Source organism: Shewanella sp. UCD-KL21 (assembly GCF_001957135.1).
Taxonomy (GTDB): domain Bacteria; phylum Pseudomonadota; class Gammaproteobacteria; order Enterobacterales; family Shewanellaceae; genus Shewanella.
The window spans coordinates 1-19,354 of sequence record NZ_MPHK01000005.1 but is presented as its reverse complement, the minus strand read 5'-3'; the positions used below and the strand labels follow the sequence as shown (position 1 = coordinate 19,354).

15 protein-coding genes and 2 rRNA genes are annotated in these 19,354 nt (G+C 40.9%); 9 read left to right on the top strand and 8 right to left on the bottom strand.

The window, feature by feature from the left end; genetic code table 11:
• Positions 1–120 precede the first annotated feature (120 nt).
• The 5 genes from aceF to ampD form a co-directional block, all read right to left on the bottom strand.
• Entirely contained in the window at positions 121–2,082 is a 1,962-nt protein-coding gene (gene aceF / locus BM739_RS06015; protein WP_076538486.1) for a pyruvate dehydrogenase complex dihydrolipoyllysine-residue acetyltransferase, read from the bottom strand.
• Positions 2,083–2,093: 11 nt separating this feature from the next.
• Positions 2,094–4,757 (bottom strand): pyruvate dehydrogenase (acetyl-transferring), homodimeric type, encoded by a 2,664-nt coding sequence (aceE, locus tag BM739_RS06010; protein WP_076538484.1) that lies wholly within the window; start codon positions 4,755–4,757, stop codon positions 2,094–2,096.
• 76 nt (positions 4,758–4,833) lie between these two features.
• Positions 4,834–5,586: a pyruvate dehydrogenase complex transcriptional repressor PdhR gene (pdhR, locus tag BM739_RS06005; protein ID WP_076538482.1), complete on the bottom strand. Its 753-nt coding sequence runs from the start codon at positions 5,584–5,586 to the stop codon at positions 4,834–4,836.
• Between the two features lie 360 nt (positions 5,587–5,946).
• A complete protein-coding gene (ampE, locus tag BM739_RS06000) occupies positions 5,947–6,798 on the bottom strand; it encodes a beta-lactamase regulator AmpE (RefSeq protein WP_076538479.1) in 852 nt (283 codons plus the stop codon).
• Between the two features lie 51 nt (positions 6,799–6,849).
• Positions 6,850–7,392 (bottom strand): 1,6-anhydro-N-acetylmuramyl-L-alanine amidase AmpD, encoded by a 543-nt coding sequence (gene ampD, locus BM739_RS05995; RefSeq protein WP_254843473.1) that lies wholly within the window; start codon positions 7,390–7,392, stop codon positions 6,850–6,852.
• A gap of 364 nt (positions 7,393–7,756) precedes the next feature.
• On the opposite strand from ampD, the gene nadC reads away from it, so the two are divergent.
• Together nadC and BM739_RS20635 are read left to right on the top strand one after the other, a co-directional pair.
• On the top strand, positions 7,757–8,635 hold the full coding sequence (nadC, locus tag BM739_RS05990) for a carboxylating nicotinate-nucleotide diphosphorylase (RefSeq protein ID WP_076538475.1): 879 nt from the start codon (positions 7,757–7,759) through the stop codon (positions 8,633–8,635).
• Between the two features lie 1,091 nt (positions 8,636–9,726).
• Complete coding sequence (locus BM739_RS20635) at positions 9,727–10,098, top strand: prepilin-type N-terminal cleavage/methylation domain-containing protein (RefSeq protein ID WP_076538472.1); 372 nt, start codon at positions 9,727–9,729, stop codon at positions 10,096–10,098.
• A gap of 378 nt (positions 10,099–10,476) precedes the next feature.
• On the opposite strand, the gene BM739_RS05980 is transcribed toward BM739_RS20635, so the two are convergent.
• The gene (locus BM739_RS05980; protein WP_254843472.1) at positions 10,477–11,841 is read right to left on the bottom strand and encodes an O-antigen ligase; all 1,365 of its coding nucleotides are present in this window, start codon (positions 11,839–11,841) and stop codon (positions 10,477–10,479) included.
• Between the two features lie 404 nt (positions 11,842–12,245).
• On the opposite strand from BM739_RS05980, the gene pilB reads away from it, so the two are divergent.
• The 7 genes from pilB (at position 12,246) to mutT (ending at position 18,312) form a co-directional block, all read left to right on the top strand.
• On the top strand, positions 12,246–13,958 hold the full coding sequence (gene pilB / locus BM739_RS05975) for a type IV-A pilus assembly ATPase PilB (RefSeq protein WP_076538470.1): 1,713 nt from the start codon (positions 12,246–12,248) through the stop codon (positions 13,956–13,958).
• A gap of 72 nt (positions 13,959–14,030) precedes the next feature.
• On the top strand, positions 14,031–15,293 hold the full coding sequence (locus tag BM739_RS05970) for a type II secretion system F family protein (protein WP_076538468.1): 1,263 nt from the start codon (positions 14,031–14,033) through the stop codon (positions 15,291–15,293).
• 31 nt (positions 15,294–15,324) lie between these two features.
• Positions 15,325–16,251 carry an A24 family peptidase gene (locus BM739_RS05965; RefSeq protein WP_076538466.1) on the top strand — a complete coding sequence of 309 codons (927 nt, stop codon included), beginning with the start codon at positions 15,325–15,327 and terminating at the stop codon, positions 16,249–16,251.
• A gap of 47 nt (positions 16,252–16,298) precedes the next feature.
• Positions 16,299–16,916: a dephospho-CoA kinase gene (coaE, locus tag BM739_RS05960; protein WP_076538464.1), complete on the top strand. Its 618-nt coding sequence runs from the start codon at positions 16,299–16,301 to the stop codon at positions 16,914–16,916.
• Positions 16,909–17,646 (top strand): cell division protein ZapD, encoded by a 738-nt coding sequence (gene zapD / locus BM739_RS05955; protein WP_076538461.1) that lies wholly within the window; start codon positions 16,909–16,911, stop codon positions 17,644–17,646. The genes coaE and zapD overlap by 8 nt, the downstream gene beginning before the upstream one ends.
• A 40-nt stretch (positions 17,647–17,686) precedes the next feature.
• Entirely contained in the window at positions 17,687–17,896 is a 210-nt protein-coding gene (gene yacG / locus BM739_RS05950) for a DNA gyrase inhibitor YacG (protein ID WP_076538458.1), read from the top strand.
• Between the two features lie 29 nt (positions 17,897–17,925).
• Positions 17,926–18,312 (top strand): 8-oxo-dGTP diphosphatase MutT, encoded by a 387-nt coding sequence (mutT, locus tag BM739_RS05945; RefSeq protein WP_076538455.1) that lies wholly within the window; start codon positions 17,926–17,928, stop codon positions 18,310–18,312.
• Positions 18,313–18,794: 482 nt separating this feature from the next.
• On the opposite strand, the gene rrf is transcribed toward mutT, so the two are convergent.
• Positions 18,795–18,910 (bottom strand): 5S ribosomal RNA (gene rrf, locus BM739_RS05940).
• Between the two features lie 153 nt (positions 18,911–19,063).
• Positions 19,064–19,354 (bottom strand): 23S ribosomal RNA (locus BM739_RS05935); the annotation flags it as partial.

Below are 19,354 nucleotides of genomic sequence, written 5' to 3'. Positions count from 1 at the left end.
TCCAAACTGCAAAATGTGGTCAAATCTTGTAAGGTGGCCGCATTTTACCCTTTGTTTGATACTGATCACAATCCTAGTGATAAGAATAAAAAGGCCGCTCACTATGAGCAGCCTTTTTGTTTACAAAATTAGCGTACGAATATCGCTAAGAATGCTTGATAATGTCACGCTAAATCTCGCTGCCATTGCCCCATCAATCACACGATGATCGTATGATAACGATAGTGGCAACATCAACTTAGGTTCAAAATCACTGCCATTCCACTTCGGCTTCATTTCTGATTTTGACACCCCAAGAATAGCCACATCAGGATAGTTAACGATTGGGGTAAATGCTGTACCACCAATGCCACCTAAACTAGAGATAGTAAAACAGCTACCTTGCATGTCTGCTGACTTCAGCTTGCCATCACGGGCACGAATTGAAATATCCGTTAACTCACGAGAAAGCTCTACAATGCCTTTCTTATCGACATCACGAACCACTGGCACCATTAATCCGTTTGGCGTATCAACTGCAACACCAATATGGAAGTATTTCTTCTGGATTAACGACTCACCATCAGGGCTTAAACTTGAGTTAAACACTGGGAATTCAGCCAGTGTTTTCGCCACGGCTTTCATCATAAATACTAACGGAGTAATTTTGTAATCCGCTTTCTTCTTAGCAGCAAGTGTATTTTGTTCTTTACGGAATGCTTCTAATTCAGTGATATCAGCTTCATCAAATTGCGTCACATGTGGAATCGTCACCCAGTTACGATGCAAGTTAGGTCCAGAGATTTTCTGGATACGGCTTAATGGCACTTCTTCCACTTCACCAAACTTACTGAAATCAACTTTAGGCGCCGCAATCACATTCAAACCACCCGCGCCACCAGCAACCGCTGTAGCAGCGCTCGCTTTAGGTCGGCTAAGTTCATACTTAATGAAGGCTTGAACGTCTTCTTTCAGAATACGTCCTTTACGGCCAGAGCCTTTAACTTGGGTTAAATCAGCACCAAATTCGCGCGCTAAGCGGCGAACTGCAGGTGATGCATGCACAGCACCGGTTTTAGGTTGGCTGCCAGCACTTGGATGATGCGGCACAGGCGGCTTACTTGCTGGCGCAGCGGTAACAGGTGCAGGCGTTGCTGCAGTAGCTGCGGGTGCCGGAGCGGCTTGCACTGGCGCAGCGACTGATGCGGCAGACTGAGTTTCAACCGTAGCAATAATGCTACCTTGTGACACTTTATCGCCAACATTTACCGTTAAACCAACCAGTTTTCCGGCAAATGGCGCTGGTACTTCCATGGTGGCTTTATCGGTTTCTAAGGTAATTAAACCTGTATCCACGTCAAGCATATCGCCAACAGCAACCAACACTTCAATCACATCAACATCAGCGGCATCACCAATATCTGGTACTGCAACTTCTTTAACTTCAACAACTGATGTTGCTGGAGCTGCTGCAGGCGCTGCTACTGTTTCAGTAACAGGTGCACTAGCACTAGTGCCCACTTCAAGCATCAGCACTAAAGAGCCTTGTGAAACCTTGTCACCAACGTTCACTTTAAGTTCTTTAACTACACCTGCGGTTGGTGCTGGCACTTCCATGGTCGCTTTATCAGTTTCTAAGGTGATAAGCCCAGTGTCCGCTTCAATGGTTTCACCCACACTCACTAACACTTCGATAATATCAACATTTTCAGCATCGCCAATATCAGGCACGTGCACTTCAATAATTTCAGTGCCACCAGCAACGGCTGGCGCTTCTGCTACTGGAGCCGCGGTTTGAGCTGCAGCGGCTTGAACTGGCGCCGCTACCGGTGCAGCCACTTCAGCGACAGGCGCATCACCAGCCGCTTCAACAGACAGCACCGCAATTAGCGAGCCTTCAGATACGCTATCGCCCACAGCCACTTTCAGTTCAACCAATTTCCCAGCAAAAGGTGCTGGAATATCCATAGTCGCTTTATCGGTTTCAACTGTGATGATTGATGCTTCTTTTTCAAGCACTTCACCAATCTCAGCACAGATCTCAATAACCTGCACAGCATCAGTATCAAGGTTAGGAACCAAAACTTCTTTTAATTCAGCCATTTTGTTTCTCCCTATGCGAACTGTGGATTGATCTTATCAACGTCGATACCGTATTCAGTGATAGCTTGCGTTAGCACTTCTACAGGTAACTCTTTACGGTCAACAAGGGCTTTTAATGACGCGATAACAATGAACTTAGCGTCAACTTCAAAATGGTGACGTAAGTTTTCACGGCTATCACTGCGGCCAAAGCCGTCAGTACCAAGTACTTTATAATCAGTTGGAATGTAAGCACGTAATTGCTCACCATAAATCTTCATGTAATCCGTAGCTACAATAGCTGGCGCATCACTTGATAATACTTCTGAAATATAAGGCACTTTAGGCGCTTCAGTTGGGTGCAGCATGTTGTAACGCTCTGCAGCTTGACCATCACGAGTTAGCTCATTGAAACTAGTCACGCTGTATACGTCAGCAGTAATACCGAAGTCTTTCGATAATGCTACAGCCGCTTTACGTACTTGCTCTAAAATGGTGCCGCTACCCATTAACTGTACTGCGCCTTTACCACTACCTTTAAGGGTTTCAAGCTTATAGATACCTTTAACGATACCTTCTTCGACACCTTCAGGCATTGCCAGCTGCTCGTAGTTTTCGTTCATGGTAGTCAAGTAGTAGAACACGTCTTCTTGCTCGCCATACATACGGCGAATACCGTCTTGCACAATTACTGCAATCTCGTAACCATAAGTCGGGTCATAAGAAATACAGTTTGGAATCGTGTTTGCTAATACATGGCTATGACCATCTTGGTGTTGTAGACCTTCACCGTTTAGGGTTGTACGACCTGAAGTACCACCGACCATAAAGCCGCGAGCACGCATATCACCTGCAGCCCATGCCATGTCGCCAATACGTTGGAAACCAAACATTGAGTAGTAGATATAAAACGGGATCATTGGGGTGTCATTAACTGAGTAACTGGTTGCCGCCGCAACCCAAGATGACATTGCACCTAACTCGTTAATGCCTTCTTGCAATACTTGACCGGTTTTATCTTCACGGTAGTAAGCAACTTGATCAGAATCTTGTGGCTCGTATTTTTGCCCTTCGTGAGCGTAAATACCCACTTGGCGGAATAAACCTTCCATACCAAAGGTACGTGCTTCATCAGGAATGATCGGTACAATTTGTTTGCCGATCTTCTTGTCTTTTAGCAGCGCCGTTAAAATACGCACAAATGACATAGTGCTTGAGATTTCACGACCATTTGAGCCTTTAAGTACTGAATCAAAGATCTTTAATGGCGGCACTTCAATATCTTTAGAGAACTTTTCAAGACGCTTTGGCATAGCACCATGAAGGGCAGCACGGCGCTCTTTTAAGTATTTAACTTCTTCAGAGTCAGCACCAGGATGATAGTAAGGAATATCTTCTAACTGATCATCGCTAATTGGGATATTAAAACGATCACGGAAGTATTTAAGCGACTCAATGCCCATTTTCTTCACGTTATGGGCAATGTTTTTACCTTCGCCCGCATCACCCATACCGTAACCTTTTACTGTTTTAGCAAGGATAACTGTAGGACGACCTTTGGTGTTTTTAGCATGTTGCAGCGCAGCATAAATCTTAACTGGATCATGGCCACCACGGTTTAAACGCCAAATGTCATCATCTGACATGTTAGCTACCATTTCAGCAGTCTCAGGATATTTACCAAAGAAATGCTCACGGGTGTAAGCGCCGCCTTTGGCTTTACAGTTTTGGTATTCACCGTCTACGGTTTCTTCCATTAACTGCAGTAATTTGCCGCTTGTATCACGGGCAAGTAATGGATCCCAGTAGCGACCCCAAATCACTTTAACGGCTTCCCAACCTGCGCCGCGGAACTCGCCTTCAAGCTCTTGAATAATTTTACCGTTACCACGCACAGGGCCATCAAGGCGCTGTAAGTTACAGTTAACAATAAAACATAAATTATCTAATTCTTCACGGGCAGCAAGACCGATAGCACCTAATGTTTCAGGCTCATCACACTCACCATCACCTAAGAAACAGTAAACTGTTTGCTCAGAACAATCTTTCAAACCACGGTCAGTTAAGTACTTAAGGAAACGGGCTTGATAAATCGCTTGAATAGGACCTAAGCCCATAGATACCGTCGGGAACTGCCAGTAATCAGGCATTAACTTTGGATGCGGGTATGAAGATAAACCTTTACCATCAACTTCTTGACGGAAATTGTTCATTTGATCTTCAGTGATGCGGCCTTCAAGGAAAGAGCGAGAATAAATACCCGGAGCAATATGACCTTGATAATAAACTAAGTCGCCACCGTCTTTTTCATTTGGAGCGCGGAAGAAGTGGTTAAAACACACATCATAAATGGTTGCACTAGAAGCAAAACTTGAAATGTGGCCACCTAGTTCTAAATCTTTCTTAGAACCACGTAATACCATTGCAAGGGCGTTCCAACGAACGATAGCACGAATGCGACGTTCCATTTCCTGATTACCAGGCATATGCGGCTCTTGGCCAGATGGAATCGTATTCAAATAAGCAGTGGTCGCTTTATATGGTAAATGTGTACCATTGCGGCGTGCTTTATCGATTAATTGTTCAAGTAGATAATGCGCTCGTTCAGGGCCTTCTTGCTCTAATACGGCTTGCAGTGAATCAACCCACTCTTGAGTTTCTAATGGATCTAAGTCTTGTAGAATATCTTCAGACATGTCGCTGTCCTTTCTCTAGATACAGATAATTAATGTGTTTCGGTAAATTTATAATGCATTTGATTATAAATAGGTATCAAACACCACTTTTTAAGCGGCGCAAGCTACGCTGTAACCGGCTGTCTTCTTCCCTCACTGACAACATGACTTCCTCGATATAACTTAAATGTTCGTTCGAGGCTTCACGTGCCGCTTCAGGATCACGACGAATAATGGCAGCAAGCAGTGCTCGCCTATGTTCATTCGCCATGGTAGATGCTTCTTCGCGACGGCTTAAAAGCTCTAAATTTTGTGCCACGTTTTTGTGCAGCACAGGGGTTAAACTGAGTACAAGGTGTAACATCGCCACATTGTGTGACGCTTCAGCAACGGCACGGTAAAAACGCACAATGGCATCAGCCTGCGCTTCTACATCTACAGCTGCTTCAACTTCGTTAATTGAACGTTTAATGCTTTGCATATCGGCATCATTACCACGCAGCGCAGCAAAATAAGCCATCATGCCTTCAGTGGCGTGACGAAACTCAAGTAAGTCGTACTGACTTTCTGAGTCGTTATGCATTAATTCAACGATAGGATCGGCAAGACTTTGCCAAAGTTGTTCTTTAACGTAGGTTCCGCCACCTTGGCGGCGCATTAGTAAGCCTTTGGCTTCTAATTTTTGAATCGCTTCACGTAATGAAGGGCGTGACACTTCAAATTGCAAAGCAAGCTCGCGCTCGGGCGGTAATTTTTGCCCAGGCTGCAAACTTCCTTCGAGGATCATGCGCTCTAATTGCTCCATGATCACATCGGAAATTTTAGGCTGAGTTATTTTGCTATAAGCCATTTGGGGCTCGGCTCCGTTGTCAATTGGTCTTACCAATTTATATGATATAGCGCACTTTATCAAATCAAACAATTGATGTCTAGTTAGACGAGCGTTGAATGGGTGTTAATTGAAGGTTTCAAACATCGCTAGGCACTTTGAGCAAGAGCATAACGAAAAAAACCGTTGAAGAGGTTTGACCATCTCGGTGTTATCGCAATAAAGCATTGAACGCTCTACTATCGCGATAACAAACTCATTTTAAGCTTAGATTGTAGCTATAAAAATCCATTTCACACAGCACAATCTATAAAAACACTGTTTTAACTTCTAATCATTATTTCGGCGGCTCATGCCGCCCATCACCGCAATGAAAACTTCTTAGCTAACCAGACCAAATATAGTCAGCACCGATAATACCGTAACCAGTAAAATAAAGTTTCTTTTACTCAATGCAAGCAGCGCCAATGTTGGCTGCACGCACACTGGCGCATCACTTTTCTCAGGCATCACTTCAGCGGCTAAAGCAGTATAAGTGACAATATTTTTGGCACTATTGTTAGGGTTAAAAACCTGTTTACGCCACTGTGAAATACCTGCAGCAAAGTGACCACTTAATACAAACCCAAAGCTAAAGACTCGGCTCGGTAACCAATCAAATAAAAATAATAACTTATCAATAAATGGCATATCCAATTGCTGCTGTTGATTGTATTGCTGATAAAAACGCACCGAACAATAAAGCACTGCGCCAACAGGGCCAAAACAAATCAGATATAACGCCACCGCGCCATAATAGCGATAGTTAACCCAAGCCACGGTTTTACCAATCTGCTGACCCAAATCTTTTTCATCAACCGCATCTAAACACTCACTGCAATCGAGTTTTTCAGCATGGTGATAACAGGCTTGAACATCGCCGCGGCAAGCCGCAAGCATATATTTTTTAAATGCCGCCCTTAAGCTTTGGTGGCTAAAACACACAATCGAAACCAGCATCCACATCAATAAGGTGATCACATCAAAAAAAACACCATCTAATAACAGCAGCACCAAAAACAGCGTCATTGCCGGTAGCAGCACCACAAAGGCAACCCAGCCAGCAGAATCTAATGCTTTATCTTTCCAAAATAATTGCTGGTATTTAGCCAGTAAAACATCAAATTGCCAATGCGCGGGTAACAGCTTTAAGCGCTCAACCATAATTGCAATTAACAATGAAAATAGTGCCATGGGACCTCTGCAAACAATCTAAAAAAATATTGAGTTAAACTTACACTAACATCATGACTTCGCTGTTAATGCAGTAAAATATCTTTGCCAATCAAAACTATCACCTGGATCGGTTTTGCGTCCAGGAGCAATATCACAATGTCCGACGATATTTGCTTGATTAAGCATAGGATATTGCGCAAACAACACCAAGGTTAATTGCACTAATTCGCGATATTGCGCATCGGTATAAGGGTCGGTATCTGTGCCTTCCATTTCAATGCCAATGGTAAAATCATTACAAGCTTCTCGGCCATTTAAACACGAAACCCCAGCATGCCACGCTCTATCATCACAGCTAACATACTGCACTAACTCACCATCGCGGCGAATTAAAAAATGTGCCGACACTTCAAGCCCGGCGATATCGGCAAAGCTTGGATCAGCATCAACCGCTAAACAGCCCTGAAATAACCCATCAATGTGCGGCAAGCCATAACAACCTGCAGGCAGGCTGATATTATGAATAACTAAACCACTCACCTCATTATCTGGGCGCGGGTTAAAATGTGGTGATGGACAAAGCCGCGCACCTTGATGCCAGCCAGATTTCAATTGTGTATCCATAAATTAATAATAAAATCTCAAGTAATGAATTAACGATACAGCGTAACAGCAGCGCACATTTCAACTCACAATTGGCAAGTCACAAACATCGAGTTACAAACATCTAGTCACAAACATAAAGTTACAAATAGCGAGTTAAAAATAGCGAGTTAAAAATAGCACTCATTAGTACAAACTATCAGCGACACAATAGCTCAAAATAATATTGCCCAATCCGACGTAACCCTAACAGTTTGACTGCTATATTTTAAATTAACAACTGTGATAAAGTAATAGGCATATTGTTTCTCATTTTTTAAACATTGAGTTGGCCCAAGCAACTCAGTTTAGTTGTAATTTCAAGGACATTCACATGATTGAAAATGACATCCGTCATGCCGTTAAAGCTGCACTTGATGAAGACCTAGGCCACACTCCAGCCCAAACCCCGCAAGATATGCTTAATGCCGATATTACCGCGCAACTTATTCCAGCAGATAGACATGCTGAAGCGGTATTAATCACCCGTGAAGAAGGTGTTTTTTGCGGAAAAGCATGGGCAGAGCAAGTATTTAATCAGCTCGGCGGTGATGTTGCCTTACATTGGCATGTGGATGATGGCGACTTATTGGTTCCCAACCAGGTGTTATGTGAATTATCAGGCCCAGCAAGAGCCATCTTAACCGGTGAGCGCACGGCGATGAACTTCATCCAAACCCTATCAGGCGTTGCGAGTCTCACTAAGCTTTACGTTAATAAGCTGGCTGATACCCACACTAAACTGCTCGATACCCGCAAAACCATACCCGGCCTGCGCACTGCGCAAAAATATGCCGTATCTTGTGGTGGCGGTAAAAATCATCGTATTGGTTTGTTTGATGCCTTCTTAATTAAAGAAAACCACATCATGGCTTGCGGCAATATTGAGCTAGCAGTAAAAACAGCCAGACAAGTAGCCGCAGATAAACCAGTTGAAGTAGAAGTAGAGTCAATCGCCGAACTCACCCAAGCATTAGAGGCTGGCTCTGACATCATCATGCTAGATAATTTTGATATCACCATGATGCTTGAGGCTGTTGCACTCAATTCAAGTTATTTAGATCAAGGTAAAGGCGCAAAACTGGAAGTATCCGGTAATGTCACCATTGACACTATCGCTGACTTTGCCAGAACCGGCGTTGACTATATATCCGTAGGCGCACTCACTAAGCACGTTAAAGCCTTAGATTTATCATTACGCTTTAAAAGCTAATGTTAAACCGAACTCGTTAACCAATTAGGCTAGCAGCCTAGTAGAGTTAGCCATAACTAATAGCTAATAGCTAATAGTTAATAGCTAATAGTTAATAGCTAATAGTTAATAGCTAATAGTTACATTCAAAGCCAGCTTACTCATAAGCTGGCTTTGTAATGCTTATAAAAAGCTTAACTAAATGGCTATGCCAAAATAAATAACGCCATAAATAGCCCTATTGTAGCCAAGTGACATAAGCCCCACTGTTTTAATAAACCGGAATTCAAAAAATAACCACAAAGATTAAACTGACACATCGCCCCTGCTTTTGACCACTATCCCGCCCTAAAGACTAAAACAAGGTCATCAATAAGGTTTTAATAGCAACATGAGTAAAGCGCTATAACCTTACAATTAATAAGGTGTCACTTTTTTGACAAACAACCATCAAAGTCAAATTGACTAAATAACTACCTAAAAGTGTCAATTATGTACTGCAAAATCTTTACAAACAGGGCGTTAAAACAATCTTTTTATCTTTTTAGTTAAAAAATGCGCCACAAGCTATTCCATTTTTAGCAACTTTATACTAACGTTTACCCTGGATGAGTGAAGTATCAGAATTCAGTTTTAATAATCAGTTTTTCAATGTGTTACAAATGTAACATTGAGTGAGTTTAAAAATGATTTTTAAAAGAACATGGTAATTCAAACATTTTGTTAACAAATTAACTTCAAGCATCGTGTTAACCCAGGTTGCAGATTGGATAGCAATTTGTTAATGACTAGCCTATTCTGTTTTCTAGTTATTTAGTTTTACGTATGCGTTTTACTTAGAGTGGCATCATTGAAGTCTAATGGAATCGCTTTTCTAAAGCACTTATCTAAAACATTTACCTAAAACACGTTTGTACTTTAATCACAGTAATGCGGATCAGGAAGTTTGATTCACAATAAACTGTAATTCAACATCACTAGTTTAATTATGCAGACAGGTTGTGGTGACTAGGACACCATTCATAGCAATTAAGGGCCTTTAACTGTTATGAAATTCAAGGATTAGAACAAACTCGACGCAACACTAAAGCATCACAAGAGAGAGATAAAAAATGAAAAGCATTAACCAAATCAAAAACGCTAAGGGTTTTACTCTTATTGAATTAATGATCGTAGTAGCGATCATCGGTATTCTTGCAGCAATCGCATTGCCTGCGTATCAAGAATATGTGAACAAAAGTAAAATTAACTCTTGCTTAGGTGAAGCTGCTGCTGCAACTAAAGCAAATGCTTCGGCTATTATTGCTGAGCTAACAGTTCCGACATACGCACCTGTAGCTTGTTCTTCTGGTTCTGGTAGTGCTTTACCAAGTGATTTAGCTGGATTAACTTCTGCAACAACAGCCTCTTTTACAGCTTTAGATGCTACTTCAACAACTATTACATGCGATCTACAAACTGCAACGTGTAAAGCGGGCAGCTAATTTACAGTCGATTATCAACAAAAAAGGCCGCTTAAAATGCGGTCTTTTTTGTTTGTATATCTTCCTGAGATAAACCTACAAATAGTAACATTACTGATTTAGCTTATAAGTTATCTCTACTGCTTATGACAGTTTATTAAAACATCCTAAAAATATACTATTAGTCTACCCTCAATTTCATTTGCCATATCGACTTGTTAGCAATTTGCGAAACCAACTTCTTACTGAAAAGTCCTTAACCCCTCCAAAAAAGTTGAAATGTAATCACATTAGCCATTACGTTATTATATATTCTTATTATTCTGAAAAACTCTCAGCGATTGAAATAACTAAGGTCTTAACTAGTCTAAAATTTTGATACTTCATTTAATATCGCGCTTAATAACTAATCAACCCATTCACCCATATCCTTGGAAAAAGTGCAGATAGCAGATCTTCATTTTTGTATGTCAAAAATAGTAAGTAACTTAAAGCTGTAACTGACAAAAAAAACACCGCTCGAACAGGCAATTTAGTTTGATAAAAACGGGCAGAATCAAACTGTGTCATTATGGCAACTAAAAATACTAAAGCTAACTGTGCAAATGGCATGACAGCGACACCACTAAATAACGAACAAATAAGACCGGATAATACACCAAATATTATTGGGGCAAACTCGGGAAAAGTTTGCTGGCGTAAAGAGTCTAATCGGTTGTATAACCGACTGACACACCATGTCATAAAAATAACACAGGATATAACACCATACTCGTACAATATTTGCGTAACTGAATTATGTGGATGAGCATGCGGTAGCGGTTTTGCTTCTGCCCATGTAAAGCTCATAGGCCCATACCCAAGCCATAGGCTTTCAGGAATATAAGTTAGAATATAAAGCCATAAATCTACCCGCCCTGAACTGCTCGTTCTTATTTGAAAGTTTGCGCTCTCCATTAGCCAATGAGGGATGGCAATGATAAATACTAGCCATAAAGCGACTCCAGCCGTAACTGTTTTAAATACAGTTAAAATAAATTGCTGACGAGTTTGTTTAGATAAAAATAACGCGATCAAACTAGATGCAAGGATGAGGGATAACATGCCCCCGCGCGCTTGTGTTTGCAGCAACACGAGCCAATGCAACGATATAATAATAAATGAAAAACGCTTGAACTTAGCTAAATGTTGACAAAAATACGGAAAAAAAAGCAGCGGTATTACCATCACTTGTAATTGGTTAAAAAAACGAACATTTACATAGCCAGAAATTAGACCATGAATGTCAAAACTTTGCGCATCAGCATACGAAAAGAGTAAAAATAAAATGTACTTAATAAATGTAAATATAGAGAATAATAAAGCGCAGAGATAAAGTCCTAAAAAAAACTTATCTCTATTAATGGCTTTAATACTGGTAGAAAAGATAAAAAATGCACACAATAATAACCCCATATTTGCAATTTCAACCATGCTCCAAAATGGATGTTTACTGTACAAAGCAGAAAAAATAGCTAATAAAAAAAATAGCCCTAAAAAGGCTGTTGTAGCTTTAGAAACCTTGGCGAATTCAACTTCCTTAACGAAACACAGCCCAAGCGAGGACAAACATATAAAAAACACTACCAGCATGCGTTTTATGTCGTATTGACTATCTACACCAACAAAACGTGTAAAATCATTCGCAAATACAGTTCCAAGAAGTAATACACATACAAAGCTTATAAATACCAATTTAGAATATGTTTTTAATTGAATGCACATCAGCTACCACCCCTTGAACATTCAAACATTGTAAGTTCAGTTCATTATCCATTGTTGACTCACAGGTTTTGACAAAATTAACATCCTGCCCCAGCATTACTGGAGCAACATTATCCATTGTAAAAATATTAATATATGAATCCCCATAATTAACCAAAAAGTTATTTATTATAAGAATACAACTACTTAATAACAGGTTCCTTTTAGCTTATTTACAGTGCAGTTTAAACCGATTGTTAACATAAGTCATTCATCAGTGGAGCATCCACCTACCATAGTAATAAAAAAATTATTCTTACAGATATCTATTTTGTGTTGAAATTGATATATTTTTAAGCTTCTAATTTATGACAAATTCTTAAAAAGACGTTATCATTTAATACTTAGTTTCAACTGGAGCCTCCATGCCATCTAACGGCTTACATCTTGGTTTATCAACCTTGTTTATCCGGAAAGGGATACTATCTGATCAACAGGTATCTTCTGCGATTACTCAATCTCGCAAATCTAAACATTCATTGGTAACGACCTTAGTTGAATCAAAAGTCATATCGGCCAGAGCAATTGCTGAGTTGTGTTATGAAGAATACGGCTCACCACTATTAGATTTAGCCGAGTTTGATTTGGCTAATATTCCTGAAGACTTACTCAATAAAAAGCTCATTGCCAATCACCGCTGTCTCCCTTTATTCAAGCGCAGTAATCGTTTATATATTGCCACTTCAGATCCCACTAATATCGCCGCCCTTGAGGATTTCCAGTTCAGTCTAGGCTTGCATGCTGAAGCTATTATTGTCGAGGACGATAAGCTACATACTGCATTAGATAAAGTTCTAGAAGATGATATATCAGGCTTAAGCTTAGACGGCATGGATGAGCAAGCACTTGCAGGCATTGAAATAACTGATACCGATAAACAGCATCAAGAAAAAGAAGCTGAAAGCAGTGATGATGCGCCGATTGTTATTTATATTAATAAAATTCTCACAGATGCTATTCGTAAAGGCGCCTCTGATTTACATTTTGAGCCCTACGAAAAACGCTATCGTATCCGTTTCCGCATCGACGGCATTTTACACGAAGTCTCTGAGCCACCGGTTAATCTGTCAAACAGGCTATCAGCGCGCTTAAAGGTGATGTCAAAGCTTGATATTGCCGAGCGCCGCGTTCCTCAAGATGGCCGCATAAAAATGAAACTGTCACGGACTAAATCCATTGATTTTCGTGTCAGCACCCTGCCCACAATTTGGGGTGAAAAAATTGTAATGCGTATTTTGGATTCATCTTCTGCGCAATTAGGTATTGAAAAACTCGGTTACGAAGATGACCAACGTGAACTGTATGAGCAAATGCTCGCTAAGCCTCAAGGAATGATCCTTGTGACAGGCCCTACGGGTTCAGGTAAAACCGTATCCCTTTATACTGGTCTTAATATACTCAATACTGAAGAGCGTAATATCTCCACCGCAGAAGATCCGGTAGAGATTAACTTAGAAGGCGTTAACCAAGTCCATATTAATTTAAAAGCCGGTTTAACCTTTGCTTCAGCGTTAAGATCATTTTTACGCCAAGACCCTGATGTGGTCATGGTCGGTGAAATCCGTGATTTAGAAACTGCTGAAATTGCCATTAAAGCCGCCCAAACCGGTCACTTGGTGTTATCGACCCTGCATACTAACTCGGCTGCCGAAACCCTAACCCGTTTAATTAATATGGGCGTACCCGGTTACAACATTGCCAGCTCAGTAAACCTTATTATTGCTCAGCGCCTTGCAAGAAGGCTGTGCCCTGAATGCAAAGCGCCAGAAGATGTACCTCAAGCAGAACTCAAACGTTTAGGCTTTACTGAAGACTGCATTAATTCTAACTTTACGGTTTATAAACCTGTTGGCTGTGAGCATTGCTCTGGCGGCTATAAAGGCCGTGTCGGTATTTACGAAGTCATGAAAATGACTGACGAGATTGCTAAGACTATTATGGAAGGCGGTAACTCTTTGCAAATAGCAAAACAAGCAAAAGAAAATGGTATGCGCGATTTGAGACTATCAGGCTTACTTAAAGTCACCAAAGGCATCACTAGCATTGCCGAAGTGAATCGTGTTACCAGTTTTAACTAATGCAATATAGCAGTTTTACAAAAAACGGCTTAACAACAGAATTGTCAAATAATAACAAAAAGGATTTGCTTGATGGCAACTGCAACCCTAAGAAAAAAGCAAAGAGAGAAAAAGAGTGTAAAACACCAGCCTAAGGTGTTTACCTTCGAATGGAAAGGCGTCAATCGTGAAGGTCAACGTACTTCAGGTGAATTACGTGGCAGTAGTATTGCTGAAATTCGCGGTGTTTTAAAAGCCCAAGGCGTCACCCCTAAAGGAGTTAGAAAAAAATCTGCACCTTTATTTAAGTCTGAGAAAAAGATCACTGCAATGGATATTGCCATGATCACTCGTCAGATCGCTACTATGCTAGCAGCAGGTGTACCGCTGGTAACAACAATTGAGCTACTTGGTCGTGGCCATGAAAAAGCCAAGGTGCGTGAGTTGCTCGGTGTGATTGTCACCGACGTTCAATCAGGTATCCCACTATCAGATGCATTAAGGCCTCATAGGATCTATTTTGATGACTTATATGTCGATCTAGTCGCAGCAGGTGAGCATTCAGGCTCATTGGATGCCGTATTTGACCGAATTGCTACCTATCGTGAAAAGGCTGAGCAATTAAAATCAAAAATTAAAAAAGCCATGTTTTATCCTGCAGCTGTTGTAATTGTAGCTGTAGCTGTGACCGTTTTATTACTATTGTTTGTAGTGCCACAGTTTGAAAGTATATTTGAAGGATTTGGAGCCGAACTTCCTGCATTTACTCAATTCATCGTCGGTATTTCACGCTGGTTACAAAGTTCTTGGTATTTCTTTGCTATTGGAATTATTGCTAGTATATTTTTATTTAAGCGTGCTCACCGAAACTCCCAAGCATTTCGTGATCGGGTTGATGAGTCATTATTAAAAATCCCAGTAATTGGTGATATTTTACATAAAGCAGCTATGTCACGCTTTGCACGTACATTAGCCACAACTTTTTCTGCTGGTGTCCCCCTAATTGATGGTTTAAAGTCTGCTGCGGGAGCATCCGGTAACGCAGTCTATAAAAAGGCCTTACTAAAAGTTCGCCAAGAAGTCATGGCAGGTATGCAAATGAATGTCGCTATGCGCACCACGGGTTTGTTCCCTGATATGCTAATTCAAATGGTGATGATTGGTGAAGAGTCAGGCGGGCTGGATGATATGCTCAATAAAGTAGCCAATATTTATGAAATGCAAGTGGATGATGCCGTCGATGGCTTATCTAGTCTAATTGAACCCATTATGATGGTAGTTATTGGTACACTTGTCGGCGGGCTAATTGTTGGTATGTATCTACCCATCTTCCAAATGGGTAATATTGTTGGTTAGTGCACCTTTTCCAAATTAAAATAAGAATAAAATGACCGAATTTTTAGAAACCTTTACCACTAGCATGAGCCAATATCCTTGGCTCTTTATGCTTATTAGCTTTATCTTTGCTGCCACCATTGGCAGCTTTTTAAATGTTGTTATCCATCGCTTTCCGGTAATGATGAAACGTGAATGGCAATCTGAATGTAATTATTACTTATCAGAATATCACCCTGACATAGTCAAAGAGGTGGGTGAAAAAAGGCTAAATAAACCCATTGACCACTTCCCTGAAAAATACAATTTAGTGGTACCCAATTCTGCCTGCCCCAAGTGTAAAACCAGCATTAAAGCTTGGCATAATTTGCCGGTTTTGGGTTGGATGCTACTTAAAGGCAAATGCGCCAGTTGTAAAACGGTAATTAGCCCCCGCTACCCAATCATTGAGTTTATTACCGGAGCCCTAATTGCCACCTTAGCTTGGCATTTTGGCCCAACATGGCAGTTTTTATTCGCGTCTATTTTGACCTTTGTACTTGTTGCGCTTACTGGCATCGACCTAGATGAAATGTTGCTGCCCGATCAACTCACACTACCTCTTTTATGGTTAGGCTTAATCATTAACCTCAATGGCGTATTTACTAGCCCCACCGATGCCATAATTGGCGCTGCGGCAGGCTATTTAAGTTTATGGTCAGTATTTTGGTTATTTAAATTAGCCACCGGCAAAGAAGGCATGGGCTATGGTGACTTTAAGCTATTAGCCGTATTTGGCGCTTGGCTTGGCTGGCAGTATTTACCCCTTATCATTTTACTATCGTCTTTAGTGGGTGCTATTGTGGGTATTGGCCTAATCATTTTTAAAAAGTTAGCTAAAGGCAACCCTATTCCATTTGGGCCCTATATTGCCATAGCTGGCTGGATAGCACTCATCTGGGGTCAAGACATCATAAACTGGTACCTAAGTACTCTGTAAACTAAGTACTCTGTAACCCGCTTTAAACTCCTGTGTGAGAGATAATTATGAGTAAATTCATTGTTGGCCTAACAGGTGGTATTGGCTCAGGTAAAACTACCGTAGCAAACTTGTTTGCAGATTTAGGCATCGAATTAGTCGATGCCGATATCATTGCACGCCAAGTTGTCGCTAAAGGCTCTGAGGGCTTACAACAAATCCAGCAACATTTTGGCGCCAGTGTAATACTCGACACTGGCGAACTTGATCGCTCAGCACTGCGAGAAAAGGTATTCAATGAGCCTGAAAAGAGGTTGTGGCTTAACAATCTCTTACACCCCATGATCCGTCAGCAGATGCTGCAAGCTGTAGAAAATGCTAAGTCTATTTATGTAATTATGGTTGTACCCTTGCTATTTGAGAATGGGTTAGATAGGTTAGTCAATACAACTTTAGTGGTGGATATTCCACCACACGAACAAATAGCAAGAACAGCTAAACGAGATGGTGTTGATTCAACCCAAGTTGAACAAATAATTAATAGTCAGATAGATAGAGATCAGAGATTACAAAAAGCTGACGCTATCATTGATAATACCCAGACACCTGAAGCACTTCGTCAAACTGTTCAGTTATTACATCAGCAATATATAGATAAAGCATCTCAAGACAATAATAATGAATGATGACCTGATTTATGAGCAACCATTAAACGAAAAAACCAGAAGCTACTTACGCCTTGAGTATTTAGCTGATCAGCTCGAGCTACACACAAAATCAGATCATCAACATCATTGCTTTTATCCCTTATTTTCATTATCAGAACTAACAGATCGATGTGACTATCGTTCTGACATCTTAAAAGATATCGACAAACAACTTATCTTGTTAGAAAAGTGGCACGCTTTGCCCCATGTCAATAAAGCCCAAATCCAACGTATTATTGATCAGCTAATTCAAGCAAAAGCACCGCTACAGACCAACGAAAGAATAGGCTGCCATTTAAAGCAAGACAGATTTATTGCCGCACTAAAACAACGATTTGGTATGCCAGGTGCTTGTTGTAATTTCGATTTACCGCAACTGCATTTTTGGTTATCAAAACCATGGGGTGAAAGACAAAAAGATTTGAAAACCTGGATAGCACATTATCAGCCCATTTTAGAACCCATTAAAATACTCCTCGATTTAACCAGAAGTACAGCCGAATTTAGAAGCGCCGAAGCTGAGCAAGGTTTCTTACAAGGAAATAGTCCCCATCCTCTGACGCTAATTCGAGTAAAAATCAAAAGCAAAGAAGGTTGTTACCCTACAATTAGCGGCCACAAAAATCGCTACGCCATTCATTTTGTCAATTTTGACAACCAAAAACACACTGACAAAAAAGTAAAATTCAAACTGGCTACTTGCAACTAAATTCTTTAATATCAGCAAGAATTTTACAGCGAGAAATCTTATGCCTATTTCAGTTAAATGCCCAATCTGCCAGACTCAAGTAGAGTGGAGTCCAGAATCTAAATTCAAACCTTTTTGTAGTGAACGCTGCAAATTAATCGACCTCGGCGATTGGGCCAGCGAAAAACATGCTATTCCAGTTAAGCCAGAGTTTGACCATGAAATGTTAGATTCAGAAGGTTTTGACGAAGGCGACTTCTTTAAGCACTAATTACTTCATTTACCCAAACGAGCATTCTAATGAAAAGAGTCAATGTTGCCGTTGGCATAATTATCAATGACCAACAACAAATTTTGTTAGCTAAGAGACACGCACACCTACATCAAGGCGATAAGTGGGAATTCCCTGGCGGTAAGGTGGAAGCGAATGAAACTGTCTCACAAGCGTTAATTAGAGAGCTTAAAGAAGAAGTAAACTTAACAGTTAATACAACTGAACCCTTTATGGTCATTTCACATGATTACCCAGATAAACAAGTACTTCTTCAAATCCACCTAGTGAAAGACTTTACTGGCACTGCCAGTGGTGTTGAAGGCCAAAAAATTGAATGGGTTAATAAAACCAATCTAACCAGTTTTGAATTCCCAGAAGCCAATATACCCATCCTTGAGAAGTTACTCGCATAACAGCAACAGTTCCGTCGCTATTAGAAAATATATAAAGCACTACGCTAATAAGTGCTTTAATCCAATATCCAAAATAACAGCGAAACCACAACCCCTTAGCTGTACTAGCTAGGTAACTCACAGACACCACTAACAATTGTATATGCAGATTTACCTGCCAGCTCATGATCATTAATACTCTAAAAGCGAACTACAATAGCCTTCTTAATCCAGATTAAGCGCTATTCAGCTTTGGATAAATCCTTCGCATCTCATGTTTGTATAAAGTCGGTATAAAGTCGGTATAAAGCGTTGTTGAATTTATACTGGCAATTAGAGACTACTTTGTAATGGCCATACGCCCCACTCACAGTTCGCAATGAGATGTAGCAACTGATGACTCAAGCTGTCAGCGTTAGGACTTGTTTTATTTTGGCCACAACGAAAAAAGCCCTGACTATTAAGTCAGGGCTTTATCGACTCTCTTACGAGAGAAATTAGGCGCTTGGCGATGACCTACTTTCACATGGGGAGACCCCACACTATCATCGGCGCGATTGCGTTTCACTACTGAGTTCGGGATGGGATCAGGTGGTACCACAATGCTATTGTCACCAAGCAAATTCTTGCTTTATCTACCGCAAACGCAGTAAATAATAATTCGGAAATCTGATAACTCTTWCGAGATTTTTTGAGTTCGCACTTCATTAAGCGCTATATATTCTTCACTAAGTCTGTAACACAGCTTGTATACAAAACCCATTAGGGTTGTATGGTTAAGCCTCACGAGTCATTAGTACAGGTTAGCTCAACGCCTCACAACGCTTACACACCCTGCCTATCAACGTCCTAGTCTCGAACGGCTCTTTAGAGRRATTAAATYYCTAGGGATGACTCATCTTAGGACTCGCTTCCCGCTTAGATGCTTTCAGCGGTTATCGATTCCGAACGTAGCTACCGGGCAATGCTATTGGCATAACAACCCGAACACCAGCGGTTCGTCCACTCCGGTCCTCTCGTACTAGGAGCAGCTTCCTTCAATCATCCAACGCCCACGGCAGAT